Annotated in this window: 20 protein-coding genes; 11 read left to right on the top strand and 9 right to left on the bottom strand. The window is 64.7% G+C overall.

Translation table 11 applies throughout. From position 1 onward, the window contains the following. Positions 1 to 10 precede the first annotated feature (10 nt). The 4 genes from fliF (at position 11) to fliP (ending at position 3243) form a co-directional block, all read left to right on the top strand. Entirely contained in the window at positions 11 to 1600 is a 1590-nt protein-coding gene (gene fliF, locus PSAL_RS12650; RefSeq protein WP_231388513.1) for a flagellar basal-body MS-ring/collar protein FliF, read from the top strand. Further along, a complete protein-coding gene (locus PSAL_RS12645) occupies positions 1597 to 2196 on the top strand; it encodes a FliH/SctL family protein (protein ID WP_119840990.1) in 600 nt (199 codons plus the stop codon). Before fliF ends, PSAL_RS12645 begins: the two co-directional genes overlap by 4 nt. Then, positions 2189 to 2473: a FliM/FliN family flagellar motor switch protein gene (locus PSAL_RS12640; RefSeq protein WP_119840989.1), complete on the top strand. Its 285-nt coding sequence runs from the start codon at positions 2189 to 2191 to the stop codon at positions 2471 to 2473. Before PSAL_RS12645 ends, PSAL_RS12640 begins: the two co-directional genes overlap by 8 nt. Before the next feature lie 89 nt (positions 2474 to 2562). Further along, a complete protein-coding gene (fliP, locus tag PSAL_RS12635) occupies positions 2563 to 3243 on the top strand; it encodes a flagellar type III secretion system pore protein FliP (protein WP_408004212.1) in 681 nt (226 codons plus the stop codon). Between the two features lie 57 nt (positions 3244 to 3300). Here fliP and trhO read toward each other — a convergent pair whose 3' ends face one another. Together trhO and PSAL_RS12625 are read right to left on the bottom strand one after the other, a co-directional pair. Beyond that, positions 3301 to 4212, bottom strand: a complete 912-nt coding sequence (trhO, locus tag PSAL_RS12630; protein ID WP_119840987.1) for an oxygen-dependent tRNA uridine(34) hydroxylase TrhO — start codon at positions 4210 to 4212, stop codon at positions 3301 to 3303. Between the two features lie 44 nt (positions 4213 to 4256). Further along, entirely contained in the window at positions 4257 to 4811 is a 555-nt protein-coding gene (locus tag PSAL_RS12625; RefSeq protein ID WP_119840986.1) for an NADPH-dependent FMN reductase, read from the bottom strand. 168 nt (positions 4812 to 4979) lie between these two features. Here PSAL_RS12625 and pncA point away from each other — a divergent pair, with 168 nt between their 5' ends. Together pncA and pncB are read left to right on the top strand one after the other, a co-directional pair. Continuing rightward, positions 4980 to 5579 carry a bifunctional nicotinamidase/pyrazinamidase gene (gene pncA / locus PSAL_RS12620; protein WP_119840985.1) on the top strand — a complete coding sequence of 200 codons (600 nt, stop codon included), beginning with the start codon at positions 4980 to 4982 and terminating at the stop codon, positions 5577 to 5579. Between the two features lie 351 nt (positions 5580 to 5930). Next, positions 5931 to 7223, top strand: coding sequence for a nicotinate phosphoribosyltransferase (gene pncB, locus PSAL_RS12615; RefSeq protein WP_119840984.1), 1293 nt, complete (start codon positions 5931 to 5933; stop codon positions 7221 to 7223). Positions 7224 to 7313: 90 nt separating this feature from the next. On the opposite strand, the gene arfB is transcribed toward pncB, so the two are convergent. The 6 genes from arfB to PSAL_RS12585 form a co-directional block, all read right to left on the bottom strand. After that, positions 7314 to 7727, bottom strand: a complete 414-nt coding sequence (arfB, locus tag PSAL_RS12610) for an alternative ribosome rescue aminoacyl-tRNA hydrolase ArfB (RefSeq protein WP_119840983.1) — start codon at positions 7725 to 7727, stop codon at positions 7314 to 7316. Positions 7728 to 8080: 353 nt separating this feature from the next. Beyond that, on the bottom strand, positions 8081 to 8725 hold the full coding sequence (locus tag PSAL_RS12605) for a queuosine precursor transporter (RefSeq protein WP_119840982.1): 645 nt from the start codon (positions 8723 to 8725) through the stop codon (positions 8081 to 8083). Between the two features lie 108 nt (positions 8726 to 8833). After that, the gene (locus PSAL_RS12600) at positions 8834 to 9739 is read right to left on the bottom strand and encodes an esterase-like activity of phytase family protein (RefSeq protein WP_119840981.1); all 906 of its coding nucleotides are present in this window, start codon (positions 9737 to 9739) and stop codon (positions 8834 to 8836) included. Next, complete coding sequence (mepA, locus tag PSAL_RS12595) at positions 9712 to 10626, bottom strand: penicillin-insensitive murein endopeptidase (RefSeq protein WP_119840980.1); 915 nt, start codon at positions 10624 to 10626, stop codon at positions 9712 to 9714. Before mepA ends, PSAL_RS12600 begins: the two co-directional genes overlap by 28 nt. Beyond that, positions 10626 to 11954 carry an MFS transporter gene (locus PSAL_RS12590; protein WP_119840979.1) on the bottom strand — a complete coding sequence of 443 codons (1329 nt, stop codon included), beginning with the start codon at positions 11952 to 11954 and terminating at the stop codon, positions 10626 to 10628. The genes mepA and PSAL_RS12590 overlap by 1 nt, the downstream gene beginning before the upstream one ends. A 152-nt stretch (positions 11955 to 12106) precedes the next feature. Next, positions 12107 to 12655, bottom strand: a complete 549-nt coding sequence (locus PSAL_RS12585; protein WP_119840978.1) for an acyl-CoA thioesterase — start codon at positions 12653 to 12655, stop codon at positions 12107 to 12109. Positions 12656 to 12780: 125 nt separating this feature from the next. Here PSAL_RS12585 and PSAL_RS12580 point away from each other — a divergent pair, with 125 nt between their 5' ends. The 3 genes from PSAL_RS12580 (at position 12781) to yaaA (ending at position 16087) form a co-directional block, all read left to right on the top strand. Next, on the top strand, positions 12781 to 13068 hold the full coding sequence (locus tag PSAL_RS12580) for a YggT family protein (RefSeq protein ID WP_119840977.1): 288 nt from the start codon (positions 12781 to 12783) through the stop codon (positions 13066 to 13068). 121 nt (positions 13069 to 13189) lie between these two features. Continuing rightward, complete coding sequence (recQ, locus tag PSAL_RS12575; RefSeq protein WP_119841194.1) at positions 13190 to 15232, top strand: DNA helicase RecQ; 2043 nt, start codon at positions 13190 to 13192, stop codon at positions 15230 to 15232. 81 nt (positions 15233 to 15313) lie between these two features. Next, the gene (gene yaaA / locus PSAL_RS12570) at positions 15314 to 16087 is read left to right on the top strand and encodes a peroxide stress protein YaaA (RefSeq protein ID WP_119840976.1); all 774 of its coding nucleotides are present in this window, start codon (positions 15314 to 15316) and stop codon (positions 16085 to 16087) included. On the opposite strand, the gene PSAL_RS12565 is transcribed toward yaaA, so the two are convergent. Next, positions 16084 to 18573, bottom strand: a complete 2490-nt coding sequence (locus tag PSAL_RS12565) for a response regulator (protein WP_119840975.1) — start codon at positions 18571 to 18573, stop codon at positions 16084 to 16086. The genes yaaA and PSAL_RS12565 overlap by 4 nt on opposite strands. A gap of 153 nt (positions 18574 to 18726) precedes the next feature. Between PSAL_RS12565 and PSAL_RS12560 the strand changes: the two genes are divergently transcribed. Both PSAL_RS12560 and pbpC read left to right on the top strand, forming a co-directional pair. Beyond that, the gene (locus PSAL_RS12560; protein ID WP_119840974.1) at positions 18727 to 24183 is read left to right on the top strand and encodes an alpha-2-macroglobulin family protein; all 5457 of its coding nucleotides are present in this window, start codon (positions 18727 to 18729) and stop codon (positions 24181 to 24183) included. After that, positions 24180 to 26219: a penicillin-binding protein 1C gene (gene pbpC, locus PSAL_RS12555; protein WP_119840973.1), complete on the top strand. Its 2040-nt coding sequence runs from the start codon at positions 24180 to 24182 to the stop codon at positions 26217 to 26219. Before PSAL_RS12560 ends, pbpC begins: the two co-directional genes overlap by 4 nt. Positions 26220 to 26309: the final 90 nt, after the last annotated feature.

Raw genomic sequence — 26309 nt, 5'->3', positions numbered from 1 at the left:
GCAACAACTCATGAACCTGTGGACCAACTTGGAACCGCGGCGCCGGATGACGGCGATTCTGGCTGCTGTGGCCATGTTTGCGGCGGTGCTTGGCCTCGCGCGAATGGCGTCTCAACCTTCGCTTTCGCTGCTGTATTCCGGGCTGGAAAATGGCCAGGCAGGCGAGATCGTTCGGGCGCTGGATCAACGCGGCGCAACCTATGAAGTCCGGGGCGGCTCTATCTATGTCGAGGGCGGTATGCGCGATGAATTGCGTATGACGCTGGCCAGTGAAGGCCTGCCCCGCAACACCAGTCAGGGCTATGAACTGCTTGATTCGTTGTCTGGTTTCGGAACCACATCGCAGATGTTCGATGCCGCATACTGGCGCGCAAAGGAAGGCGAATTGGCGCGAACCATTGCCTCGTCTCCGCAGGTGTCCGCAGCGCGGGTTCACATTGCCCATCAGGGTGCTTCTCCCTTTCAGCGGGATCTCCGGCCGACGGCGTCGATCTCCCTGACGACAAGCGGCGATGTCACGCCCAGCCAGGCCAAGGCATTGCGTTATCTGGTCGCCTCGGCGGTGGCGGGTCTGTCGCCGGACGATGTGGCCGTGATCGATGATTCGGGCGAATTGGTCGGCATGATCGACGATGCCGGACCAGGCACAGGACAGGATCGCGCGCAGGAACTGAAGGAAAAGGTGCAGCGCCTTTTGGAAGCACGCGTTGGATTCGGCAACGCGGTGGTCGAAGTCTCGGTCGATACGGTGAACGAAAGCGAATCGATCCGGGAGCGCCGCTTTGACCCCGAAAGCCGCGTGGCGATCAGTACCGACACGGAAGAGACCAGCAATTCTTCGCAGAATCAGGATTCCGGCGACGTAACGGTGGCATCGAACCTGCCGGATGGCGAGGCGGGCGGCAGTGGCTCCAGCACCTCGCAGAACAGCGAAACCCGCGAGCGGGTGAATTATGAAGTTTCCGAAACCAACCGGGAGGTCCTGCGGGCAGCGGGTGGGATCCGGCGGCTGACGGTCGCAGTGCTCGTGAATGGTCTGCAAACGGATGTGGATGGCGAAACCCTGCTACAGACCCGGACCGAAGAAGAGCTTTCCGCTTTGCGTGAACTGGTGGAATCAGCCGTCGGATTCGACGCGGAACGCGGCGATGCAATCACCATAAAATCTATGGAATTCGACCCCCTGGAAGCTATGGGGACCAGCAGCGAGACCGGGTTTATCGCTGGGCTTGGACTCGACGTGATGTCGATCATCCAGATGGCGGTCCTTGCCGTCGTTGCGCTGGTCCTTGGCTTGTTCGTGGTTCGTCCGGTGCTGGCGGGACGCGCCGAAGCGGGTGATCTTCCCTTGCTAGAAGGCGAACCAGCCCTCGACGGCGAGATCGCGGATGATGATTATGCCTTGCCCGGCCTCGACATGGGGTCCGGCTTTGTCGGGGATTCCGATGGGGGCTTCCCGATGATGACCGATTTCGACGGGGGCGGAATGGCTAGCGATGATCCGGTGGCAAAACTCCAGGGCATTATCGAAGAGCGCAAAGACGAGACGCTGGAAATCCTGCGCAGTTGGCTTGAGGACAGCCCGGAGGAGAGGGCGTGAAGCAGATAACCCGAATTCTCGAAGACTTCGGGGCGTCCCGGACCAACGCCCCCGCGCCGGCCATGTCGGATGATGAGCTTGAGACGATCCGCCTCGAAGCCTTCGAGAACGGGTACAAGGCCGGCTGGGACGATTCCTCGAAGGCGCAGCGCGAAGAGCAGGGCCATATCACCGCCGATTTCGCCCGCAACATGCAAGATCTGTCCTTCACATATCACGAGGCGCATTCTCACGTCCTCGCCGCGATTCGTCCGTTGCTGACCGATATCATCGACACGGTCGTCCCTGAACTCGCCCGCGAAACCTTGGCTTTGCGGGTACGCGACCAGCTTGAGGAACTTGCGACACGCAAGGCGGTCCAGAAGGTCGAAATTGCCTCGGCGGCGCTGCACCTGCCGGTGATCGAGGCGCTTCTGGAAGAGGACTTCGGCTTCCCGCTGATCATTGCCCCCGATGACACGCTCTCCGAAGGCCAGGTGTTCCTGCGCTTTGGCGAGGAAGAGACGGAAATAGACCTTGGCGCCGTGACCGATGGCATCCGTCAGGCGGTCGAGGGGTTCTTTACCGAACAAGAAAGGAAAGTTCAGAATGGATGATCAGACCAGCGAGGCACCGGCACGCAGCAACCCCTTCACCGTCGTCCCGATCGAGATCACGATTTCAGTCGGCAAGGCGCGGCCGCTGATCCGCGACCTGCTGAAGATGACGCGGGATTCGGTGTTGCCACTGGATCGGCGGGTCGAAGATCCAGTCGAGCTTTATGTCGGTGATCGGCTCATCGCACGCGGCGAACTCGAAGAAATGGAAGGCGACCAGGCGGGCCAACTCGCGGTTCGCCTGACCGAAGTCTGCGACCTTTCCGGAGAGCTTTGACCGTGCCACATCGCTGGCTCCTCGGGTACAGTTGCCGCTTGCGCGTCCTCTGGCGTGTCCTGCCTCTGTTCTGCCTGGTGCTGTTGCCGCTGCCGGGCTGGACACAGGATGTCTCGGTGAATATCGCCGATGACGGCTCGCTCAGCGCGCGGGGCATCCAGCTGATCCTGTTGATCACCGTGCTCAGCGTCGCGCCGGGAATCCTTGTGACGATCACCTGTTTTCCCTTTCTGGTCACTACCCTGTCAATCCTGCGGCAGGCGATCGGCCTGCAACAGTCGCCGCCCAACATGCTGATCGTCTCGCTGGCGATGTTCTTGACCTATTTCATCATGGAGCCGGTCTTTCAGCAGGCCTGGTCCGATGGCGTCCAGCCTTTCGTCGATGAACAGATCGCGTTGGAGGAGGCCTTTCCACTGACCATCGCCCCCTTCCGGGGCTTCATGGCCAACCGCATGAATCTCGAAACATTCGAGGCCATGGCGGCCTTGCGTCCCGATGCCGCGCAGATCGAAACCGGCCCCGGTGCACCGCTTTCGGTTCTGGTGCCCAGCTTCATGCTGTCTGAAATCGCCCGCGCCTTCCAGATCGGCTTCCTGCTTTACCTGCCCTTCCTGATCATCGACCTGGTCGTGGCTGCCGTCCTGATGTCCATGGGCATGATGATGGTCCCGCCCGCCATCGTCTCGCTACCGTTCAAGCTAGCCTTCTTCGTCGTTGCCGATGGCTGGAGCCTGGTCAGTAGCAGCCTGGTGCGAAGTTACTTTTAGCACAATTCTTGGCAGGCCCGGCGCCGCGGCTGACAAACGCGGCGGCGTCAAGTTCTCTCAGACTTCGAAATCGCCCAGGTGTCGTTCGCCACGTGCCCGCGCCAGGCCGATCTGCTTCTGCCTTTCGCGGAACCGCGTCTTGTCGGTCTCCGAGGTCTCTTCGATGCAGAAATGGCAGGACACACCGTCCTCGAACTCTGGCCTGGCGTGGTCTGCGGGCAGAATCGGCCGCCGGCAAGCATGGCAGAGCTCATGCGGACCTTCGACCAGCCCATGCCCGACCGAGACCCTCCGGTCGAAGACAAAGCATTCCCCCTGCCAGGTGCTGTCCTGTGCCGGGACCTCCTCAAGATATTTCAGGATGCCACCCTTCAGGTGGAAGACTTCGGAAACTCCTTGACCCAAAAGGAAATTTGTCGACTTTTCACAGCGGATACCGCCCGTGCAGAACATGGCGATCCGCTTGTTGTGGAAACGATCCTTGTTCTCTTCCCACCAAGCCGGGAAATCACGAAAGCTCTCGGTCTGCGGATCGACGGCGCCTTCGAAACTTCCGATGGCGACTTCATAATCGTTGCGCGTATCGATCACCGCCACGTCCTCTGCGCGGATCAGGTCGTTCCAATGCTCCGGAGCGACATAATGACCTACGCGGGCCAGCGGATCGACATCCGGTTGCCCCATGGTGACAATCTCTTTCTTCAGGCGGACCTTCATCCGGGCAAAAGGGCGCTCGCCGGCAGAGGAAATCTTCCATTCCAGATCGGAGCAGCCGGGCAGGGCACGAATATGGACAAGCACCGCATCGATTCCGGCCGCCGGCCCGGCAATCGTGCCGTTGATCCCTTCGCGCGCCAGCAGAAGCGTTCCAGAGATCCCCTCCGCTGCGCAAAGCGCGACCAGCGGCGCGCGCAGGGCGGCCGGATAGTCGAAACGGGTGAAATGATAAAGCGCGGCAACCGTGAACATGGCGCGCGACTTAAGCCCAAAACCCCTTGCAGGCAAGGCCCGGCTTAACGTCGTCGCAACTCGATCCGGGCTGCCAGAAGATCCAGTTGCCGGGCGATTTGATCGCGCGCGCGATCATCCACCACGCGTCCATCCTGCAGTTTGTCCTGCATGAGCCCGATCGAGACATCCGGCCCCACCACGACATCCGCCCCGATCACCGACAGGATCTGCCGCCAGGCATAATGCGCCAGGTTGCCGCCCCGCGCGCCGGAACTCTGCGTCAGGACAACCATCGGCTTGCCCTTCAGCGGCGCGCCTTTTTCCGTGCTGGCCCAGTCAGTTACCATCTTGAGCACGCCCGGAACAGATCGGTTGTGTTCCGGTGAACAGATCACGATCCCATCCGCTTGGGCGAGGGCGTTGCAGATCCGCGCAACGGCAGGTGGAGAAACTCCCTCCACCCGCAGATCTTCGTTGAACAGCGGTACATCGTGGATATCGACGCAGTCGACCTGCATGCCGTCAGGCGCCAGTTCCGGCAGCGTGTCGCGCATCTGCGTGGACATCGAGCCTGCGCGCAAGGACCCGCTGAGCGCGGCAAGTGTCATTTTCGCCATGAGACTCTCCGTTAAACTCCCAATTTTGGGCAAGTTTAGCGCATTGTCACGGCATCACCAGCCTGACAATCGTCGCCTTCCGGACCGAACTTGCCGACGGGCCGGTCGCCGATTGACGCCCGCGCCGGGGCGCGTCACTCTGCCCCAAACAGGCTGAAGGAGAGGCTCATGTCCGACGCTCTGATCATCATCGACATCCAGAAAGATTTCTGTCCGGGCGGGGCCCTGGCCGTACCCGAAGGCGATCTGATCGTGGCCGGCGTGAACGAACTGATGCCCGAATATGACGCCGTGATCCTGACCCAGGATTGGCACCCGGCGGGGCATTCCTCCTTCGCTTCGGCTCACCCCGGTGCCGAGGTGATGAGCCTTACGGAAATGCCCTATGGCCCGCAGGTCCTGTGGCCGGATCATTGCATCCAGGGCTCTGACGGAGCGCATTTCCATCCCGACCTCGCCGTGGATCGTGCGGATTTGATCATTCGCAAGGGCTATAACCCGGCGATCGACAGCTATTCGGCCTTCTTCGAAAATGATCGGACCACGCCGACGGGGCTGGAAGGCTATCTGCGCACCCGAGGGTTCATGCGCCTGACTTTCGTCGGGCTCGCGACGGATTTCTGTGTCAATTTCAGCGCCGTAGACGCCGCCCACCTCGGATTCGAAGCGATCCTGCGACCTGATTTATGCCGCGGGATCAATATCGAAGGTTCGTTGGCAACCGCGATGGAAGGCATGGCCCAGGCGGGCGTCAGTTTCGCTGCCTGAGCCGATCTGTGGCTCTTTTGCGAAATGCGGTGCTGGACCCGGCCAAAGATCCACACCGGGAAACGCGCGCCAACGTGCTTTGGCCGAAACGATTTCAGCCGGTCCAAAACTTTCGGAAGACCAGGCTCCAGCCATCAAAGGGTCGGAACTCTGGGACCAGAAATGCGGGCCTGACCTCAACCGGAAGGCTGCGCCCGCCTCGTTTCCCTGTTCCAAATATCCCGGGGAGTCTCCGGGACGGAGACGGGGCAGAGCCCCTCCGCGCCCGCCATTCCGACCCGGACTTCCAGCTGTGCCCTTGCATTCCTGCCCGCCGACCGTCTTTATCGCTGCGAAGCAAGGGAGCTGCCCATGGTCGACATCGCCACCCGTGTCCATAATCACAAGTGGAAGATCGATCCGATCGTCCGCTCTCTTATCGACACGGATTTCTACAAGCTCCTGATGTGTCAGTCGGTTTTCCGAAATCGGGCCGATACGCAGGTCACCTTTTCGCTGATCAACCGCTCGACCCATGTCCCGTTGGCCAAGATGATCGACGAAGGCGAGCTGCGCGAACAGCTGGATCACGTCCGCTCGCTTTCGCTGTCGCGTGGCGAATCTACCTGGATGCGCGGCAACATGTTCTACGGCAAGCGTCAGATGTTCCGCCCTGATTTCATGGAATGGTTCGAGGCCCTGCGCCTGCCGCCCTATCACCTGGAACGCCGCGGCGATCAGTACGAGCTGACCTTCGAAGGCTCCTGGCCCGAGGTCATGCTTTGGGAAATTCCCGCACTCTCCATCCTGATGGAGCTGCGCGGCCGCGCGGTCCTCGATACGATGGGCAAGTTCGAGCTTCAGATTCTCTATGCCCGCGCCATGACCAAGCTTTGGGAAAAGATCGAACGCCTCCGGGGGCTGGAAGACCTGCGGATTTCCGACTTCGGGACCCGGCGGCGGCATTCCTTTCTTTGGCAGGACTGGTGCGTGCAGGCGATGATCGAGGGGCTGGGCGACAAGTTCGTCGGCACCTCGAACTGCCTCATCGCCATGCGAGACGACCTCGAGGCTGTGGGCACCAATGCGCACGAACTGCCAATGGTCTATTCCGCGCTGGCCGAAGACGACGCCGCCCTGGCCCGCGCGCCCTACGACGTTCTTGCCGATTGGCACGAAGAGCATTCCGGCAACCTGCGTATCATCCTGCCCGACACCTACGGCACGGCCGGCTTCCTCAGGAATGCGCCCGACTGGCTGGCCGGCTGGACCGGCATCCGGATCGATTCCGGTGACCCGGCCACCGGCGCTGAAACCGCGATCAACTGGTGGAAATCGCGCGGAGAGGACCCGCGCGACAAGCTGGTGATCTTCTCGGACGGGCTCGACGTCGCCAAGATAGAAGAGCTGCACCAACAGTTCGCCGGTCGCATCAAGGTCAGCTTCGGGTGGGGCACCCTGCTGACCAATGATTTCCGGGGGCTGGTGCCCGGCGACGCCCTTGCGCCCTTCTCGCTGGTCTGCAAGGCGCAAAGCGCGAATGGCAGGCCCACGGTCAAGCTTTCCGACAACCCCGAGAAAGCGATGGGGCCGGCAAGCGAGATCGCGCGATACAAGCGGGTGTTCGAGGTGGGGGAACAGGATCGGATGGCGGTCGAGGTCTAGCAAAGGCCGGCGGGGCCGAGGTTGAGATGACTGCCGCGCGGGCGGCTCGTTCACTTGGAGCGGAGGTCTTCTGTGCCAGACACGCAGGGTCTACCGCTCCCACCCGCGCTTGTCCTTTACATCCGCCCGCGCCTTTTTCGCCTCCACCCGCTTGCGCTTCTGGTTGGCAGACACCTTCGTCGGCACGCGCCGTTTCGGCACCACCAGCGCCTTGGCGATCAGTTCGGCCAGCCGCTCCCGCGCAATATCACGGTTGCGAGCCTGGCTGCGTTCTTCCTGAACCTGAATCACGACCGCGCCGTCCTTGGTCCAGCGGCGTCCGGCGATGCGGCGCAACCGGCGTTTGACGGGGTCGGGCAGGTTGGGGGAACGCTCCGCCTCGAAGCGCAATTCCACCGCTGATGACACCTTGTTCACGTTCTGGCCGCCGGGTCCGGAGGCGCGGACGAACTGCTCTACCAGCTCCCAGTCCTCGATCGTGATCTTGTCATTGATCCGCAGCATTGCGCCGCTCCTTCCCAGAGCCGCCGGGCGGCGACCTCAGTTGTTGTTCCGGCGCGACCATATCAGACGGCGCGGCGATCTTAACCCGTTGTTTCGTAGGTCAGATGCCGTCAGGCCGCCGCAGACGTGGAAAGGGCCGCCCTGCAAGCAGGACGGCCCTTCTCGAGATCAGGAGGTGGTTCGGTTAGGTGCAAACCAACTCGTCAGTTTGCCGGCCGAGGGCTGCCTCAGCCAAGCTCCCTTCGAATTGTCCCGAAACCTTTCTCCAATACCTCAATAGACACTAGAGCACCTCCTTTCTGACTGTTTCCGATAGGGTCAGGCTCGCACGGAACCCCTAAGAAACAAAGAACTTAAATTGCCCGTGCAAGCCGACGCGCAATAATCGCCCGAAAAGGCAGCAAAGCCACCAGGGCCAGAGTCATCTTGACCATCCAGTCCGCCACGGCGAGCGAAATCCACAGCGGAATTTCCGGTCCCATGTTCAGGAATGGCACGGCCTCCCAGGCCCAGGAAATCTGAGAATTTGCGCTTTCTCCAAAAAAAACAACGAACTGGGCAAAGGCTATGGTGAAGAAGATCGTGGTGTCCAGAAGCGAGCCGACGACGGAGGACACCAGCGGCGCCCGCCACCAGTTTCCGGACCGCAGCCGGTCAAAGATCGCCACATCGACCATTTGGGCGACCAGGAACGCGATCGCAGAGGCGACAGCCACCCGCAGTGCCACCGCCGCGTAGGTGAAACCACCGCCGTCGATCATGATCTGCGTGCCGATCAGCGAACAGATGATGCCGGTCACGAAACCGGCAAGGATCACCCGCCGCGCGGCCTGCGCGCCGTAAAGACGGTTCATCACGTCGGTGACGAGGAAGGCGAAAGGATAGGTAAAGGCGCCCCAGGTCAGCAGGCCATCAAGGATCAGGAACTGGACCAGAACGTTGGAGGCCACGACGATGGCGGCCATGGCAAGAATGCCAGGGATATGGATATGTTTCATCGGTACATCCGTTTTTTAGACAAGGTAGCGGAGACTTGTCCCCACTCGGGGAATTGGCGGCATTTAGCGAGTCTGCCCCTGTGGAGCAAGGGGATTGTCGCCGCGCCCCTATGATGGCAAGGGAAATTCGTACAGCACCGTCTTGAACAATGGCCAGAAATTATTGTCCGAGATCAGCGTGATCCGGACTTGTCCAGCGGTGTCTTCCCAAACAGAGATCCCTTCGAAATTCGTCGCGGGATGGCTGCTGTCCTGCCAGATCAGGGTCAGTGGGCTGTCGGCGACCTCCGGATCAAAGCGTCGGACCCTGTTGCGCAGGCCGATGCCGACGCCCCTCTCCAACAGGTAAAAAGCACCGTCCGGTCCGAAATCCGCCCCGACGGGAAGAAAACCGCCATCGCGGGGCAGGCGGCGCACCGCGCTCCATTCCGTGCCATTGAAGCGCCAGAGAACCGGCAGGCTGCCGTCTGCCAGCTTGCCTTCCCCGATGGTATAGACATCGCCATTCGGTCGGACGGCCAAAGCTTCGTAGGATCGGTTGGGAGCCAGTTCCGCGGCATCAGGCGGAGATTCCCGGTGATACGGGCTGCGATCCGGCCGGAGCCAGAGGATCTGGTTGCGATGTTCCGCTGAAATGATGACCCGGCCGGTGTCCGAGACAGCAAGACCTTCACCGTCAAGGCGGCCAAGGAGGATGGGTTTGCCATTGCCTTTCAGCACCGGCTCATTCGCCGTGATGCGCAGGTCGGTCAGCCGGCCATGGGCATCGCGCGCCATCTCGCCGGAGACGAGAAACCCGTGATCGCTGACAGCCAGAAACCGTTTCCCATTGTTCAGGACCTCTATCCCCGAAAGCCCGCCAATCTCGTTGTCGGGCGAGGTCAGGCGAAATTCGGATGGCGAGGCGCCCGGCGTGGTCGGAAGTGCCGTACTGCGCAGCAGACCGGGCGTCAGCACCCCGGACAGCGCGACGACCGCGGCGGCGGTCAGCGCGATTGCAGGACGGCGACGCATTGAGCAGGCAGATCGGCCAGGGTCAGTTGACGCTTTGGCTGGGGGGCCGGGGCGTTGGGATCGGGCGGCGGCGGGCTGATGATATTGCTGACCCAGCTGCGCGCCTCGTCACAGCCGTCACCGGGGGGCGGCGGATCCTGATCGACACAGCCGGACATGCCCGATGGGCAGGCCAGGCGAACGTGGAAATGATAATGATGTCCGTACCATGGCCGGATCTTGCGCAGCCAGGACCGGTCTCCGGTCGCGTCGTTGCACATCTGCACCTTGGCACCGGGGAACAGGAAAATCCGGGCGACGCGCGGATCGCTGGCGGCGGCCTTCAGAACCGCCATATGCTCGGGGGTCCAGTTGTCGTTGACATAGGCCCCGCCGTTGCGCCGCAGCGAGATGGAAGAGATGTTTTCGCGCTGCGCCCGGCTCAATGTCAGGTCGGTGGCAGGGCGCAGCCAGATATCTGCGTCCAGCCCGATCTGATGCGAGGCATGGCCTGTCAGCATCGGCCCGCCGCGCGGCTGCGACATGTCGCCGACGTAGATGCCCTTCCATCCCGGGATACCGGCGACCTCGCGCGACAGGTCCTCGACGTAATCGACCAGCTCGGGCGTTCCCCAGTTGCGGTTGCGTGACAGGCGCATGGCCTGCCAGGTCGGGCCGGTTTCGGGCAGTTGCGCGGCCCCGGCGACGCAGCCACGGGCATAGGAGCCAAAGGAATGGTCCGTCTGCGCCGAGGCAAAGGACTTCGCCCCGAAAAGCTGCCGGGCCTCCTGGTTTTCCATCCCGGGCGGGATCGCCGCGCGGGTGGTTGCTATGGGGTCTTCGTCGCCGCAGCCCGCCAGCATGGCTGTCATGGCAAGGATCAGTGGAAGAATGAATGGGAGGCGCATCAGGGGTGGGTGTCTCCGTCAGGTTGCACCCAGCGTAGCAGCACCCAGCCGATCAGGAAAAGGAAAACCAGCGGAATGATCCCGATCTGCTGAGAATGGCTGATCGCGGTGGTGATCCCGATCAGCATCGGCGCGATAAAGGAAGTGGCCTTGCCGGCCAGCGCATAAAGGCCAAAGGCTTCGGCCATGTGACCCGGTGCGGCCTGGCGCACCATCATCGTGCGGCTGGCGGATTGGATCACGCCACCCGCCGCCCCGATCACCGCCCCGATGACGTAGAAGGTGACATCGGGCACCCAGGATCCTTCGGCCAGCGGCACGCCCAGCACGCTGTCGCGCGAAATGGTGACCGTCACCAGCGCGACCAGTGCCAGCAGCAGGATGCAGGCCCGGATCACCGGTTTGGGCCCGAAATATTCATCCGCCCGCCCGCCGATCACGGCAAAGATCGCGCCCGAGATGATGGCGATGATGCCGAAGATCCCGACATTGGTCACTGACCAGCCCAGCACCCCGGCGGCATATATCCCGCCAAAGAAATATAGCCCGTTCAGCGCGTCCCGGTAGAGCATCGAGGCCCCGAGATAGGCAAACAGCGACGGCGTTTTCGGTAGGTTGCGGATGGTCCCGCCGAGGTGGCGCAGCGCAGCCTTGGCGGCGCCCTTTGACGCGCGTTTCGGTTTGGCCTCGCGCACGAAGAGGACGAAGGGGATCATGAAGACCGCGTACCAGATCGCGGTCAGCGGCCCCACGGCCCGCGTACCTTCGCGGGTTGCCGGATCCAGACCGAGGATCGGATCGATCCCGATCAGCGTCTTCCCGGTCGCGCCATTTTCGGCCAGCAGGGTCAGCATGATGACCAGGGCCACCAGCCCGCCCAGATAGCCAAACGCCCAGCCATTGCCGGAAATCCGCCCGATTTCCTCTTTCGTGCCCAAGTCGGGCAACATGGAATTGGTAAAGATCGTGGCGAATTCCATGCCGATCATGCCGATGGCAAAGAAGAACAGCGTCCATGGCAGGTTGAAATCGCCCGGGGCCGCGTACCAGAGCATCCAGGCTCCGGCGATATAGAGCACCGAAAAGCCCCAGATCCAGCGGATCCGCCGTCCGGAGACATCCGAGACCGCGCCCAGAAGTGGGGCAAGCACCGCGATCACCAGTCCTGCCGCCCCGATGCCAAAGCCCCAGGCGGTTTGTGCCCGCGCCCCGTCGCCGATCAGCTCCTTGACGTAGGGCGCGAAGATGAAGGTGATCAGCAGGGTATTGTAAGGCTGGCTGGCCCAGTCAAAGAAGAACCATCCCCAGATCCGTTTGCGCATGTTCATCTCGCCTGCCTGCCGATCATTTGCCGCGATATGACCGCCATGTTGCCTTAGGGGCAAGGGCTTGTTGCCCCGGTCGGGCTGTGTGGCGTGCAATTACCGCTGACCGTGGTTTTCCGGTGCCGGGGCAGGCCGGTGCCGGATCTGTGCAGGGATCAGGACGCGATGGGGGCGCCCGTTTCTGGTGGCCAGGGGCGGTCGCTTTCGGCGGCGAACAGCGCCTCGGCCCAGACGGGCAGGGCGGGGATGTCGACGGGGCCGACGGCCTCGCGCAGTTCCGCCATCGGGACCATCTTGCGATTGGCGATCACCGCGCCCCGGATGACACCTGCGTTGGCGCAGGTGCCGTCGGGCAGCCACATGCTTTGTTCGATGTAAAGGAACCGTGCGTCCAGGCCGATCAGCCGGGTGCGCAGCTCGATCCGGGTGAACAGGGTCAGCCGCTTGCGATAACGCATCGCGGACCCGGCCACGGTCAGTCCCCAGCCTTGCCGTTTCAACAGGTCCAGAACGCCGGTGCGTTTCGCAAAGGGCAGCCGGCCAAGGTCGTACAGGGTCAGGGTGCGGCCGTTGTTCAGCTCGCGCCAGGGATCAATGTCGCCGGGCAGGATGCGCAGGGTGGTTGCATGGGTGTCGGTGATGGCAAGCGGCGGGGCCTTGCGGTAGCGCAGGAATTCGGTGCCGAGACGCAGGTAGGGATACATTGGAAAGCTCCTTCCCGCCCTAGCTGCGGGGGGCGCTTGGGGTCGTCAACCAGAACATCACGTCCGCCTTGTGCTTTTCCATGCGGTTGCTTACCTGTTGTCGGCCTTTAACGGAGAAATCGCCCATGCAATCCCTGCTCATGATCCTAGGACTGGTCCTGAACGTCGTTTGGTTCTTCATCATCGCCCATGTGATCATGTCCTGGCTGATTTCCTTCCAGGTCCTGAACGTGCGCCAGCAATTCGTCGCCCAGATCTGGTACGGGCTGAACCGCGTTCTTGAACCGATCTACGGTCCGATCCGCCGCATCCTGCCGCCGATGGGCGGGCTGGATCTGGCACCTCTGGTCGCGCTGCTGGCGATCATGGCGATCCGCATCGTGGTGGCCAACAACATCGGCTACGTGATGTAACACGGCGCGGGCCGGGGTCAGCGGCCCCGCATCCCGCCTTGCGGCCCCCCTCCCGACCTTGTCCGCACCGGCCTTGTATGGGACAAGCCGCGACAGGATTTTGGAACGGGATCGGATCGGCATGGCTGAGGCAGACAGGCTTCTGCGCGACATTTTCGGCTTTGACGCTTTTCGCCCCGGCCAGCAGGAGATCGTCGAAGCCGTGGCGGAGGGCCGCAACACGCTGGCCATCATGCCGACGGGCGGCGGTAAGTCCCTGTGTTTCCAACTGCCTGCCCTGATGCGTCACGGGGTCACGGTGGTGATCTCTCCGCTTATCGCGCTGATGCGGGACCAGGTGCGCGCGTTGCGCGAAGCCGGGGTCGAGGCCGGCGCGCTGACCTCGGGCAATACCGAAGAAGAGACCGAAGCGGTCTGGTCCGCGCTCGAAGCCGGCAGTCTGAAGCTGCTTTACCTCGCGCCTGAGCGGCTGGCGTCGGGCGGGGCGATGCAGATGCTGCGGCGGATCAACGTGTCGCTGATCGCCGTCGACGAAGCCCATTGCGTCAGTCAGTGGGGCCATGATTTCCGTCCCGATTACCTGCGCATCGGCGAGCTGCGCGAAATGCTCGACGTGCCGGTCGCGGCCTTTACCGCCACCGCGGATGAGGAAACCCGGGCCGAAATCGTCCGGCGGCTGTTTGCGGACACCCCGCCGCAGACCTTCCTTGGCGGCTTTGACCGGCCCAATATCCACCTGGCCTTCGCGGCCAAGAATTCCCCGCGCAAGCAGATCGTCAGCTTTGCCACCGCCCGCAAGGGCCAGTCGGGCATCGTCTATTGCGGCACGCGGGCCCGCACCGAAAGCATCGCGGCAGGGCTGCGCGACGCGGGCATGTCGGCGATCCACTACCACGGCGGGATGCAGCCCGATGACCGCCGCGAGGCCGAGCTTCAGTTTCAGCAGGAAGACGGGTTGATCGTGGTGGCGACGGTGGCCTTCGGAATGGGGGTCGACAAGCCCGATATCCGCTGGGTCGCCCATTCCGACCTGCCCAAGTCGATCGAAGCCTATTATCAGGAAATCGGTCGCGCCGGGCGCGATGGAGCCCCAGCCGAAACCCTGACCCTGTTCGGCCCCGACGACATCCGCCTGCGCCGCAGTCAGATCGACGAAGGTCTCGCGCCGCCCGAACGCCGCGCCGCCGATCACGGTCGGCTGAACGCGCTACTGGGGCTGGCCGAGGCACTGGAATGCCGCCGCGTGAAACTGCTGGGATATTTCGGGGAAACCGCCGTGCCCTGCGGCAATTGCGACTTGTGCGACCGCCCGCCCGAGACCTTTGATGCGACCGAGCCGGTGCGCAAGGCCCTGTCGGCCATGCTGCGCACGGGCGAATGGTTCGGGGCCGGGCACCTGGTGGACATCCTGACCGGCACGGAAACCGACAAGGTGCGTGAGCGCGGCCATGACAAGCTGCCCACCTTCGGTGTCGGGACCGAGTTCAAGAAAGGCGAATGGCAGGCGATCTTCCGGCAGATGATGGGCCATGACCTTGTGCGCCCGAACGGCGAACGCCATGGCGCGCTGTTCATGACCGAAGCCGCCCGCCCGATCCTGCGCGGCGAGGAAACGATCCGCCTGCGCCGCGACAGCCTTGTCGCTGCCAAGGATCGGCGCCCGGCCACGAAGACGCTGGTGTCCGAAGAAGACGAACCGCTGCTTTCCGCCCTGAAGGCCAAGCGCCGCGCCCTGGCCGAGGAACAGCGGGTGCCGGCCTATGTCATCTTCAACGACAAGACCCTGATAGAGATGGCGGAAAGCCGCCCGCAGACGCTGGACGACATGGCTGGAATTTCCGGCGTCGGGGCCAAGAAGCTGGACGCTTATGGCGATACCTTCCTGTCGGTGATCGCGGGCGATGTCGCGCCCCTGCACCCCATGCGGCGCAAGCTGGCCGGGCGCGATGCGGCCTCGCTTTATGATCGGCTGATGCAGGCGCAGGCCGATCTGGCGCGGGGTCCGGATGGGATCGACAAGCCGCTGTCCTGCTCGAACGCGGTGATCGTCCGGATCGCTGAAACCCGCCCCACGGATGTGGCGTCTCTTTCCCGGATCCTCGACGAGCGGCGCGTAGACCGCTTCGGTGATCGTTTCCTTTCCATCCTGCAAGCGGAAGAGTGATCAGGCCCCGGCATTTTCCTGTTTAAATTCATTCTAAAATGCGGCATCCAGAGCGGCGCAAATTGTGATGTGAGGACAGAAATGCTGATCGTGATCTCTCCGGCAAAGCGGCTGGACTGGGCAGAGCGCCCCATTGCGATGACCGAGCCGGACTTCGCGGCCGAAAGCCGGAGCCTGGCCGCGACGATGCGCCAGCACAGCATCAAGAGCCTGCGGGACCTGATGGACCTGTCCGAGGACCTCGCCCGGTTGAACCGCGACCGGTTCCGCGATTTTCAGGACGATCCCACTCCGGAGGCCCTGCGCCCCGCCGCGCTGGCCTTTGCCGGGGACACCTACCAGGGGCTCGAAGCCGGCACGCTGGACGCGGCCGAGATGTCGTTCGCCCAGGATCATCTGCGCATCCTTTCGGGGCTTTACGGCGTGCTGCGCCCGCTGGATGCCATTCAGCCCTATCGGCTTGAAATGGGCACCCGGCTGAAGACGCGGCGCGGCAGCAACCTGTATCAATATTGGCGCGATGCCCCGGCCAAGGCATTGAAGGCGCAGGCCGACAGTATCGGCAGCGACTATCTGGTGAACTGCGCCAGCCAGGAATATTTCGGCGCCGTGGATCTGGCGAAACTGGGCCTGACTGTGATCACACCGATCTTCCTTGATACCGTGAAGGGTCAGGAAAAGGTCATCAGTTTCAATGCCAAACGCGCCCGTGGCGCAATGGCGCGCTTTGTCGTGACCCACCGGCTGACCGATCCCGAAGGGCTGAAGGATTTCGACACCGGCGGCTATGTCTTCCAGCCCGATCGCTCCAGCCCGACCGAGATGATCTTTCTGCGCGACGCCAATCGCAGCTAGGGCCTGGCCCGCTTGGGCCGCGCGGGCTCCGGGCCGTTGTCGGCCTCGGGGTGCTGGTCCGCTGATCCGCTTTGCGTCGTCGGGGCCGCTTTCGGCTTGGCCTTGGTCGCAGCTTTGCGGGGCTTTGCAGCTGCCTTTCGTCGCGCACGCGGCGCAGGTACAGGGTCGGGTGTCAGGTCAGGGGCAGCGGCATCGGTAGTCTGCTCCGGTCCCTGCGTGTCGTCCGGCCCCTGTTTGTCCGGCCCCGATTTGTCTGGTCCTGACTTTTCCCGCCCTGACTTCTCCGGGCCGTGGAAGGGCGGACGCAGGCTGCTTGGCGTATAGCGGGCCAGACGGTCCAGCACGTCGGCCTTGCGCAGGGGCTTTGCCAGATAGGCATCCAGCCCAAGCGCGAGAAAGCGTTCCTCGTCCCCATTCAGCGCGTGGGCGGTCATGGCGATGATCGGGACATGGACGCCGGTGCCCGCTTCGGCGGCGCGGATCAGGCGCGTGGCCTCCTTGCCGTCCATGCCGGGCATCGAGATATCCATGAAGATAACGTCCGGGGCGAAGTCTGCATGGGCCTCGACCGCCTCGGCGCCATTGGTGACGAAGCGCAGATCGATGTCAGCGCCAGCCAGAAATTTCTCGAAGACCAGACGGTTTGTGCGATTGTCCTCGGCCGCCAGAACCCGAGCCGGACGGTCGCCGTCGGGGGGCGGCAGAGCGGCGGTGGGGGCGCCGGTTTCGGGGCTTTGGCCTTCGGCTGCGCCGCCCTTCAGGGTGCGCAGCACGCGGAACAGATCGTCGCGCAGGGTCGGGCGTTGCAGGACCGCATGCAGGTGGCGCCGCGCCGGATCCATCTCGGCGAAATGCACGGCGGGGCTGAACAGGATGATCGGCACGGCGCTGCCACTGGCGCGGATCGCCTCGGCCAGTTCCAGACCGTCCATGCCGTCCATGTTGTGATCCGTCAAAACCAGTTCGATGCTGTCATCCAGCTTTTCCAGCGCCTCTGCACCGCTGCGGCAGGTCACGGTCTGCGCGCCCAGCAGATCGAGCTGCTTTTCCAGGATCGAGACCTGCAGATCACTGTCATCGACGATCATCACCCGCCCCAGCTGCGGCATTTGTTCCGGCCCCCGGCCATCAGAACCACTGTCGCCAGCCTCGGCCAGCGGCAGGCCGAGCCGGAAGCCGAAGGCAGAGCCGCGGCCAAGATCGCTGTCCACCCAGATCTGGCCGCCCATCAGCCGGATCAGCCTTTGCGAGATCGCCAGCCCCAGCCCGGTGCCCTCGAATTGCCGGGAACTGTCACTGTCGACCTGATTGAATTCGCCGAAGACCAGTTCCGCCTTTTCGGGGGCGATGCCGATGCCGGTATCCTCGACCGTCAGGGTGATGTCGGTCGTATCGCTTTCCCCGCAGGGCAGGCCGATCACGCGGATCAGAATGTGACCGCGTGCCGTGAACTTCACCGCGTTGCCGACCAGGTTGGTCAGCACCTGGCGCAACCGTCCCGGATCACCGACAAAGCTGGTCGGTGTGAACAGGTCGTAATCCACCAGCAGCGACAGGTCCTTGTCGCGCGCCGAAGGTTGCAGCAGCAGAACGACCTCGTGGATGCAACGTTCCAGATCGAAGGGCCGGGGGTGCAATTCCAGTTTCTGGGCCTCGATCTTGGAATAATCGAGCACGTCGTTGATGATCACCAGAAGCGCCTCGCCCGAGGACCGGATCGTGTCGACGAACAGCCGCTGGTCCTGCGTCAGGGACGTTTCCCCCAACAGGTCCGCCATGCCGACAACACCGTTCATCGGGGTGCGGATTTCATGGCTCATGTTGGCGAGGAAAGCCGATTTGGCGCGATTTGCGGCCTCGGCCCGGTGGCGGGCATCACGCAGCCGACGTTCGTAGCGAACCGAACTGGTAATGTTGTGCGCCAGGCTGACAATGTCGCCTTCATGGCCGCGCTGGTCCAGAAGCTTGACGTATTGACCGTTCCACAGGCGTATGACGCGCGGTTCCGGGCTCGGGCTTTGCCAGCGGCGCAGCATGTCCTGACGCCAGTCCTGCGGCGCGGTGGTGCCGATGTCGATGACGCCTTCTTCGGTGGCCAGTTGCAGGGTGCGGACATAGCTGACGCCGGGGACGATTTCGCCGAGATCCTCGAAGACCTTCAGCCAGGCGCGATTGGCCGCGATCATCTTGCCCTCGACATCCCAGAAGGCAAATCCGTCCTGAATCGTCTCGATCGACAGCCAAAGCCGCTTTTCCGCCACTTCGATCCGCTGATGCGCGACGCTCAGGTCGGATTTCACCTTTTCATGGGCGCTCAGGACGGTCTCGACCTCGGCCCGCTGTTCGTCGATCCTTTCCGACAGCAGTTTCGCATGCCGGCCCAGCTTGCGATTGGCGGCGTGAAGCTCTGCCTGCTTCTGCTCAAGCAGCCTTTCCGCTGCCAGGCGCGCACGTCGCTCCTCCGCCAGTTTGCTGGCAAGGCTCATCTGGGGTTTCTCCGTTCCCGTTCGGGTCTTGGCGAAGGACAAACTCCCGAATTTTGATGAAAATTCGGTTTAGGAAACACTTTGTGATGCGCGAATTCTTGCCGAATGGCGCAGGGTCATGTGAAGCTCGGGCCAGATTTCAGGAGGAAGATCATGACCCCCAGATCCATTTCGGCCGGTATCGCGGCTTTGCTGCTTGGCCTCGCCCCGATGATGGCGGAGGCGCAGGACCTTTCGCCGCTGCCCGGCCACCGGGCGATCGTGCAAAGCGATACGGATCTTGTGGGGCGCGATCTGCAACAGATTTTCGACACCACGCCGCAGGCCTGCCTGGCGACCTGTATCGCGGATGTGGATTGCACCGCGCTGACCTTCAACCAGCGCAACAATTCCTGTTTTCCCAAGACGGATGTGATCGGTGAGCGCCCCTACGACGGTGCCCTGTCGGCCGCAGTGCGCCCCACTGCGGCCCAGGCGATGGACCTGGCGCGCAGCCGTGCGCGGGACCTGCGGTTCCTTGGCGGTGAACGGCTGGATGCGGCCCGCGACCTGGCTCGCACCCTGCCATGGCTGGCAAACACACCCGAAGTCGATGCCGAGGACCTGCGTGCCCGCGCCAGCGATGCGGCCCGTGCCCTGCGTATGGAAGAAGCCCTGCGTTGGGGCACGTCAGCGGTCGCGGTCAGCGATACATCGGGCGATTGGGAACAGCTCGCCAGCTTCCTGATGGCGCAGCAGGTCGGCGACCGCGCCACCCTTTCCGCGCATCGCGCGCGCGCTCTTTCAGCGGCGGTAAATGCCTATCTGCGCGCGCCCGGCGATGGCGCGCGGGCTCAGGCGCTGTTGATCATGGCGCAGGCGCTGCGCAGCCTCGACGAAGGGGCGCAGATGATCCCGGCGCTTACCCTGGCTCAGGACCTGTCGAACCGCGCCGATATCGCAGAGATGCTGATCGAGGCGCAGGCGCTTTACGGGTTCCGCGTCACGGATGACGAGGTGCAGGCCGACCGCCCCGACCCGCGCATCTGCGTCAGTTTCTCGGCCGCTCTGGCGCGCAGCGGGGTCGATTACGCGACCTACCTGCGTCTGCCCGATGCCGGCATGGCGGTGGAATCCAGTGGCAACGAGATCTGCGTGACCGGCGGCCGGCATGGCCACAGCTATGCGCTGACCTTCCGCGCCGGCTTGCCGGGGGCCGATGGCCAACAGTTGCACAAGGACTTCGAACTGCGCAGCCATATTCCCGACCGCACGCCGACGGCCCGCTTTCCGGGGCGCGGCTACGTCCTGCCGCGCGGCGCGGGCGCAGCGCTGCCGGTGCAGACCGTCAACCTTGATACCCTTGACCTGACGCTGTTCCGGGTGACGGACCGCAACCTGCTGCGGTCCATCCAGGACAGCTATTTCGGCGAGGATCTGGGGGACTACAGCCTTGATACCTTTTCCGAAGAGATCGCCGCGCAGATCTGGACCGGCACGGCCGAGCTGCGCAAGGAGCGCAATCAAAGCGTGACCACCCGCCTGCCGATGGCCGAGGCCCTTTCGGGGCAGCCCGCCGGCATCTATGCCCTGCGCGCCGAGGTGCCGGGGGGCGACGATTACATGCACCCGCTGCAATGGTTCGTGCTGACCGATCTCGGCCTGTCGGTGATGACCGGCACCGACGGTTTGCACGCCGTGGTGCGGGGCCTGTCGGATGCCGGCGGGCGCGAAGACGTGATGCTGACCCTGCTGTCCCGCGCCAATGACGTGTTGGCCGAGGCGCAAACCGATCCGCAGGGCCTTGCCAGCTTTGCCGCCGGGCTGACGCGCGGCACCGGCGGGGCGGCTCCGGCGGCGCTGATCGCGCGGTCCGGGGATGATCTCGCTTTCCTGTCGCTGACCGGTCCGGCCTTCGATCTGAGCGACCGGGGCGTCGAGGGGCGCGCGCCTGCCGCTGCCATCGACATGTTCCTGGCGACCGACCGGGGCGCCTATCGCGCCGGAGAGGTCATTCACCTGACCGCGCTGGCCCGCGACGGCACCGCCCGCGCCATCGACGGCCTGCCCGTTACCGCGATCCTCAAGCGCCCCGACGGGGTGGAATATGCCCGGCTCAGCCGTGCGTCGGGGCTGGCGGGGGGCTATGCCTTCGACTTCCCCACCGGGCCCGGCGTGACGCGCGGCACCTGGCGGATCGAGGTGAAATCCGACCTCGACGCGCCGGCGCTGGCCACGCAATCGGTTCTGATCGAGGATTTCCTGCCAGAGCGGCTGGAATTCGACGTTGCCCTGCCCGATGGCCCGCTGTCGGGGATGCAGACGCACCCCCTGTCGATCGAGGCACGTTACCTTTTCGGTGCACCGGCGGCGGATCTGGTGGTCGAGGGCGACTACCGCCTGCGCCCGCTGTCGGCCCTGCCGGATTTCCCCGGTTACCGCTTTGGTCTGCATGACGCGGAAACCCGTGGTGACCGGCAGTATTTCGACATGCCCGCCACCGGGGCCGGGGGGCGGTCCGAAACCGGGATCAGCCTTGCCGGGTATGAACCCGACCTTGCCACTGTCAGCGAGGCGACCTTCACCATTGCGGTCCGCGAAGGATCGGGGCGCGCGGTGGAACGTCAGATCCGGCGCATCGTGGCCCCGGATGCCCCGGTGATTGGCATCCGCCCCCGGCAGGACGACATCCCGCAGGGCGGCGAGGCGGTCTTTGACCTGATCGCCCTTGGTCCCGACCTGACCCCGCAGGCCATGGAAGCGCACTACCGGATCAACCGCGTCACCACCCGCTACCAATGGTATCGCCAATGGGGCGAATGGCAGTGGGAGGCCTTCACCACCCGCACCCCGGTTATGGAAGGCGACGTGATGCTGGGCGAAACGCCCGTTCAGGTCTCGGCGCCCGTGGACTGGGGGCGCTATGAAATCGTGGTCGAGGCGCTCGACAATGATCGCACGTCGTCGAGCACGGATTTCAACGCCGGATGGTACGTACCTGCGGATGTGACCACCACGCCCGACATGCTGGATGTCTCGCTGGATGCCGAAAGCTTCCGGGTCGGGGACAGCGCGACCTTGCGCGTCGTGCCGCGCCACGGCGGGACGGCGCTGGTGTCGGTGCTGTCGAACCGACTGATCGACATGAAGATCGTCGAACTGACCGAAGGCAGCAACGAGATCACGCTGGAGGTGACCGAGGATTGGGGCGCCGGCGCCTACGTCAGCGCCACCCTGCTGCGCCCGATGGATGTCGCGGCGGGGCATAACCCGGCCCGTGCGCTCGGGCTGGCCTATGCAGCGGTCGATCCCGGCGCAAAGGCCCTGGAAGCAAGGTTCGAGACGCCCGAGGCCTCTGATCCGCGTGGCCCGCTGGCGGCGGTGCTGCATGTCGACGGGCTGAGCGCGGGGGACACGGCCCATGCCACCGTCGCGGCGGTTGATCTGGGCATCCTGAACCTGACCGGGTTCCAAACTCCGGATCCGCAGGATCACTACTTTGGTCAACGTCGCCTCGGGGTCGAGATGCGCGACCTTTACGGTCGCCTGATCGACGGGCTGGAGGGCGAGATGGGCCGCCTGAGATCGGGCGGAGACGCCATGGCGATGTCAACGCAGGCTCCCCCCCCGACCGAAGACCTGTTGGCCTATTTCAGTGGCCCGGTCACCATCGGCCCGGATGGCACGGCGCGGCTGGATTTCGACATTCCCGATTTCAACGGCACGGTCCGCCTTGCCGCCCTGGTCTGGAGCGAGACGGGCGTTGCCTCGGCCGAGGCGGATGTGCTGGTGCGCGATCCGGTGGTTCTGACGGCCTCGTTGCCGCGCTTCCTGTCGCCGGGGGATGTCTCCCGCGTGTTGATCGAGTTGCAGCATGTGACCGGCCCTGCGGGCGCGGTATCGCTGGCGCTGGATGCGGGTGGCTTGCAGATCGACACCACGGGCCTGCCCGTCAGCATCGACCTGGCGGAAAAGGGCAAGGCCAGCTTCCGCCTGCCGGTCAGCGCCAGCGCGGCGGGGGATTACCGGCTGCATCTGGACCTGACCACGCCGGATGGCCGGGTGCTAAGCCGTGAGGTCACCCTGCCGGTGCGCCGTCTTGCGCCGGAAATCGCGATCACCAGTCGCCTTGATCTGGCGCCGGGGGAAACCTTCACCCTGAATGCGGATGCCTTCGACGGCCTTTACCCCGACAGCGCGCGGGGGCTCGTCTCGACCGGGACATTGGCGCGCTATGACGTGCCGGGGTTGCTGTCCTACCTTGGCAGCTATCCCTTCGGCTGTACCGAACAGCTGACATCGCGCAGCCTTCCGCTGCTGTACCTGTCCTCGGTCGCAACCGAGATCGGGCAGGGCAGCGAAGCTGAACTACGGGCGCAGGTTGGCGATTCGATCACCGCGATCCTTGCCCGGCAGGCCGCCAACGGCAGCTTCGCGCTGTGGCCGGGGGCCGAAGGTGGCGGCTGGCTGGATGCCTATGTCACCGATTTCCTGTCGCGAGCCCGCACCGCCGGATATGAGGTGCCGGACCTGGCCTTCGCGCGGGCGCTGAACAACCTGCGCAACAAGGTCAATTATGCCGCCGATTTTACCCCGACCGAAAACGGCGGCGGTGCGGCGCTGGCCTATCAGCTGCTGGTGCTGGCCCGCGAAGGCGAGGCGGCGATCGGCGATCTGCGCTACTATGCCGATGTGAAGGCAGGCGATTTCGGCACGCCGCTGGCCCAGGCTCAGATTGGCGCCGCGCTGGCGTCGTATGGCGACCAGATCCGGGCGGACCGCCTGTTCGCGGCGGCCAATGCGCGATTGTCACAAGCGGTAGTTCCGGGCCTTCTGGGCGGTGAGGCACAGGTGTTCCGCGCCGATTTCGGCACCGATCTGCGTGATGCGGCGGGGGTCCTGGCGCTTGCCGGCGAAGCGGGCAGCACCGTGGTTGACAGGGCGGCGCTATCGGCGCGGCTGGCGGAATCGAAGGGGCCCCTGTCGACGCAGGAAAGCGCCTTTACCCTGATGGCAGCCGAGGCGCAGGACGCGCAGATGGGCCAGATCACCGTTGATGGCGTGGCGCAACAAGGGCAGGTCGTGCGCAGCCTTCAGGATGCCGCCGCCCGGCCCGTCGCCTTCAGCAATGCGGGCGCCGGGCCCGTGGCGCTGACCGTCACGGCCATTGGGAAAGCGCAGACCGACAAGGGGCCGGGGGGCAATGGCTATTCCATCCGGCGTGACTACTACACCCCGGACGGGCAGCGCAGCGATCCCGATGGGCTGGCCTCGGGCGACCGGCTGGTCACGGTGCTGACGGTGGTCCCCCAGGGGCCGGGCGGGGGGCGCCTGATGGTGCAGGACCGCCTGCCCGCCGGGTTCGAGATCGACAACCCCCGCCTTCTGGCCTCGGGAGAGGTCGCAGCCTTGGACTGGCTTGAAACCACCTGGCCCGAGCATTCGGAGTTCCTGAGCGAGGGCTTCCGCGCCGCTGTCGACTGGCGCTCGGAGGACCCCTTCCGCCTGGCCTATGTGATCCGCGCGGTGACGCCGGGCAGCTATGCCCATCCGGCGGCCTCGGTCGAGGACATGTACCGCCCGGCCTTCCGCGCCCATGGGCAAAGCGGCCGGATCACGGTGACCGAATGACCCGTCGCGCTGCCAGCGCCCTGGGGCTGGGCCTTGCGCTGGCGCTTGGCGCGGCTGTCGCCGGGGAGGCGGGGCGGAATTGGGTCGCACAGACGCAGCTGCCGCCCCTGTCCCCGGCGCTTTCGGTCGAAATGCGCGGCGCGGAGGGCGATCTGCTGCGCGTCTACCCGGTCGAAGACGGGCGCTGGCGGCTGGCCCCCGGTGCCGTCGATCCGCTGTATCTGCGGATGCTGACCGCTTACGAGGACCGCCGGTTTGCCGACCACCACGGGGTCGATCCATGGGCCGCGGGCCGGGCGCTCTGGCAGGCAGCGCGGGCAGGGGGCGTGGTCTCGGGCGCCTCGACCCTGACGATGCAGGTGGCCCGCCTTCTGGAAGACAGCGGCACTGGCCAATGGGCGGGCAAGCTGCGCCAGCTGCGGGTGGCCCTGGCCTTGGAACAAAGGTTGAGCAAAGCCGAGATCCTTGACCTTTACCTGGCGCTTGCACCAGTGGGCGGCAATCTTGAGGGGCTGCGCGCCGCGACGCTGGCCTATTTCGGCAAGGAACCCGCCCGGCTGACCCCGGCCGAGGCCGCGCTGCTGGTCGCCCTGCCGCAATCACCCGAGGCCCGCCGCCCCGACCGCGCGCCAGAGGCCGCAAAAGCCGCCCGTGACCGGGTCCTGCAGCGCATGGCCAATGCCGGTGTCCTGACCGGGGAGGCTGCCCGCGCCGCCCGCAGCGAACCGGTTCCGCGACTCCGCCGCCCTTTCCCGGCGCTCGCCCCGCATCTGACCGACCGGATAAGGCGCGAGAACCCCGGTCAGGGACCCTATCACCTGACGCTGGATGCAGAATTGCAGGCCCGGCTTGAAACCCTGGCGGCAGAGGCGCTGCGGGGAGAAACCCGGGCGCTTTCCATGGCGATCCTCGTGGCGGATCACCGAAGCGGCGCGATACTTGCCTCCGTCGGCTCGCGCGGGTTCGGGCCGCAAGGGCAGGGCTTTGTCGACATGACCCATGCGCTGCGTTCGCCCGGATCAACGTTGAAGCCGCTGATCTTTGCGCTGGCCTTTGACCGTGGGCTTGCCCAGCCCGAAACGCTGATCGACGACCGGCCCACGGATTTCGCCGGCTATCGGCCGGGCAATTTCGACGGTCAGTTCCATGGCATGGTCAGCGCAGCAGAGGCGCTGCGCCTGTCGCTGAACCTGCCCGCTGTCCTGCTGACAGAGGCGCTTGGCCCCGCCCGCCTGATGGCCGCCCTGCGCCGCGCCGGGACCGAGCCCGTCTTGCCCGGCGGTGCGCCAGGGCTTGCCATCGCCCTTGGCGGTCTGGGGGTCACCCTGACGGATCTGGTGCAACTATACGCCGGACTTGCCGAGGGCGGGCAGGCGCGCCCGATCTCGGCCCTGCCTGAGGCGCGCGCCGGGGACCTGCCGCGCATCACCTCGCGCGCGTCGGCCTGGCAGGTGGGGCAGATCCTGTCGCAACTTGCCCCGCCGCCGGGCGCGCCACGCGACCGGATCGCCTACAAGACCGGCACCAGCTATGGCCACCTGGACGCCTGGGCGATCGGTTTCGACGGGGCCCATGTGGTGGGGGTCTGGGTCGGGCGGCCCGATGGGTCCGCCGTGCCCGGTGCCTTCGGTGGCGAGACGGCGGCACCGATCCTGTTCGATGCCTTCCAGCATCTGGGGGCGCGGCCCACGCCCTTGCCACCGCCGCCACCCGAGACGCTGATCGCGGCCAATACCCTGTTGCCGGCCCCGATGCGGGTCTTTCACCGGCGCGGGGGCGGGCTGGTGGCCGATGCCTCGGCACCCGAACTGGCCTTTCCGCCCGATGGGGCGCTGGTGGAACTGACGCAAGGCGCGCTGCCGGTGCGGGTGCGGCGCGGAACGCCGCCCTTCACATGGCTGGTCAACGGAGCCCCGGTCAGCACCGCGCAACGTCGTCCCGAGGCGCTGTTGCCGGGGATGGAGCCGGGCTTTGCCGATGTGACGGTGATCGATGCCGAAGGGCGCTCTGCTCGCGCCTCGATCCGGCTGAATTAGGGAGCCCCCAGCAGTGAATGCGCCCTCGCAAACGAAAGCCCCCGCCAGATCGCTCTGACGGGGGCATTCTATTTTGTGTGACCTGACGGC

This window comes from Pseudooceanicola algae, from assembly GCF_003590145.2.
GTDB lineage: Bacteria > Pseudomonadota > Alphaproteobacteria > Rhodobacterales > Rhodobacteraceae > Pseudooceanicola > Pseudooceanicola algae.
Note: the sequence above shows the minus strand (reverse complement) of the source record. Positions and strands in the feature narration are given on the sequence as shown.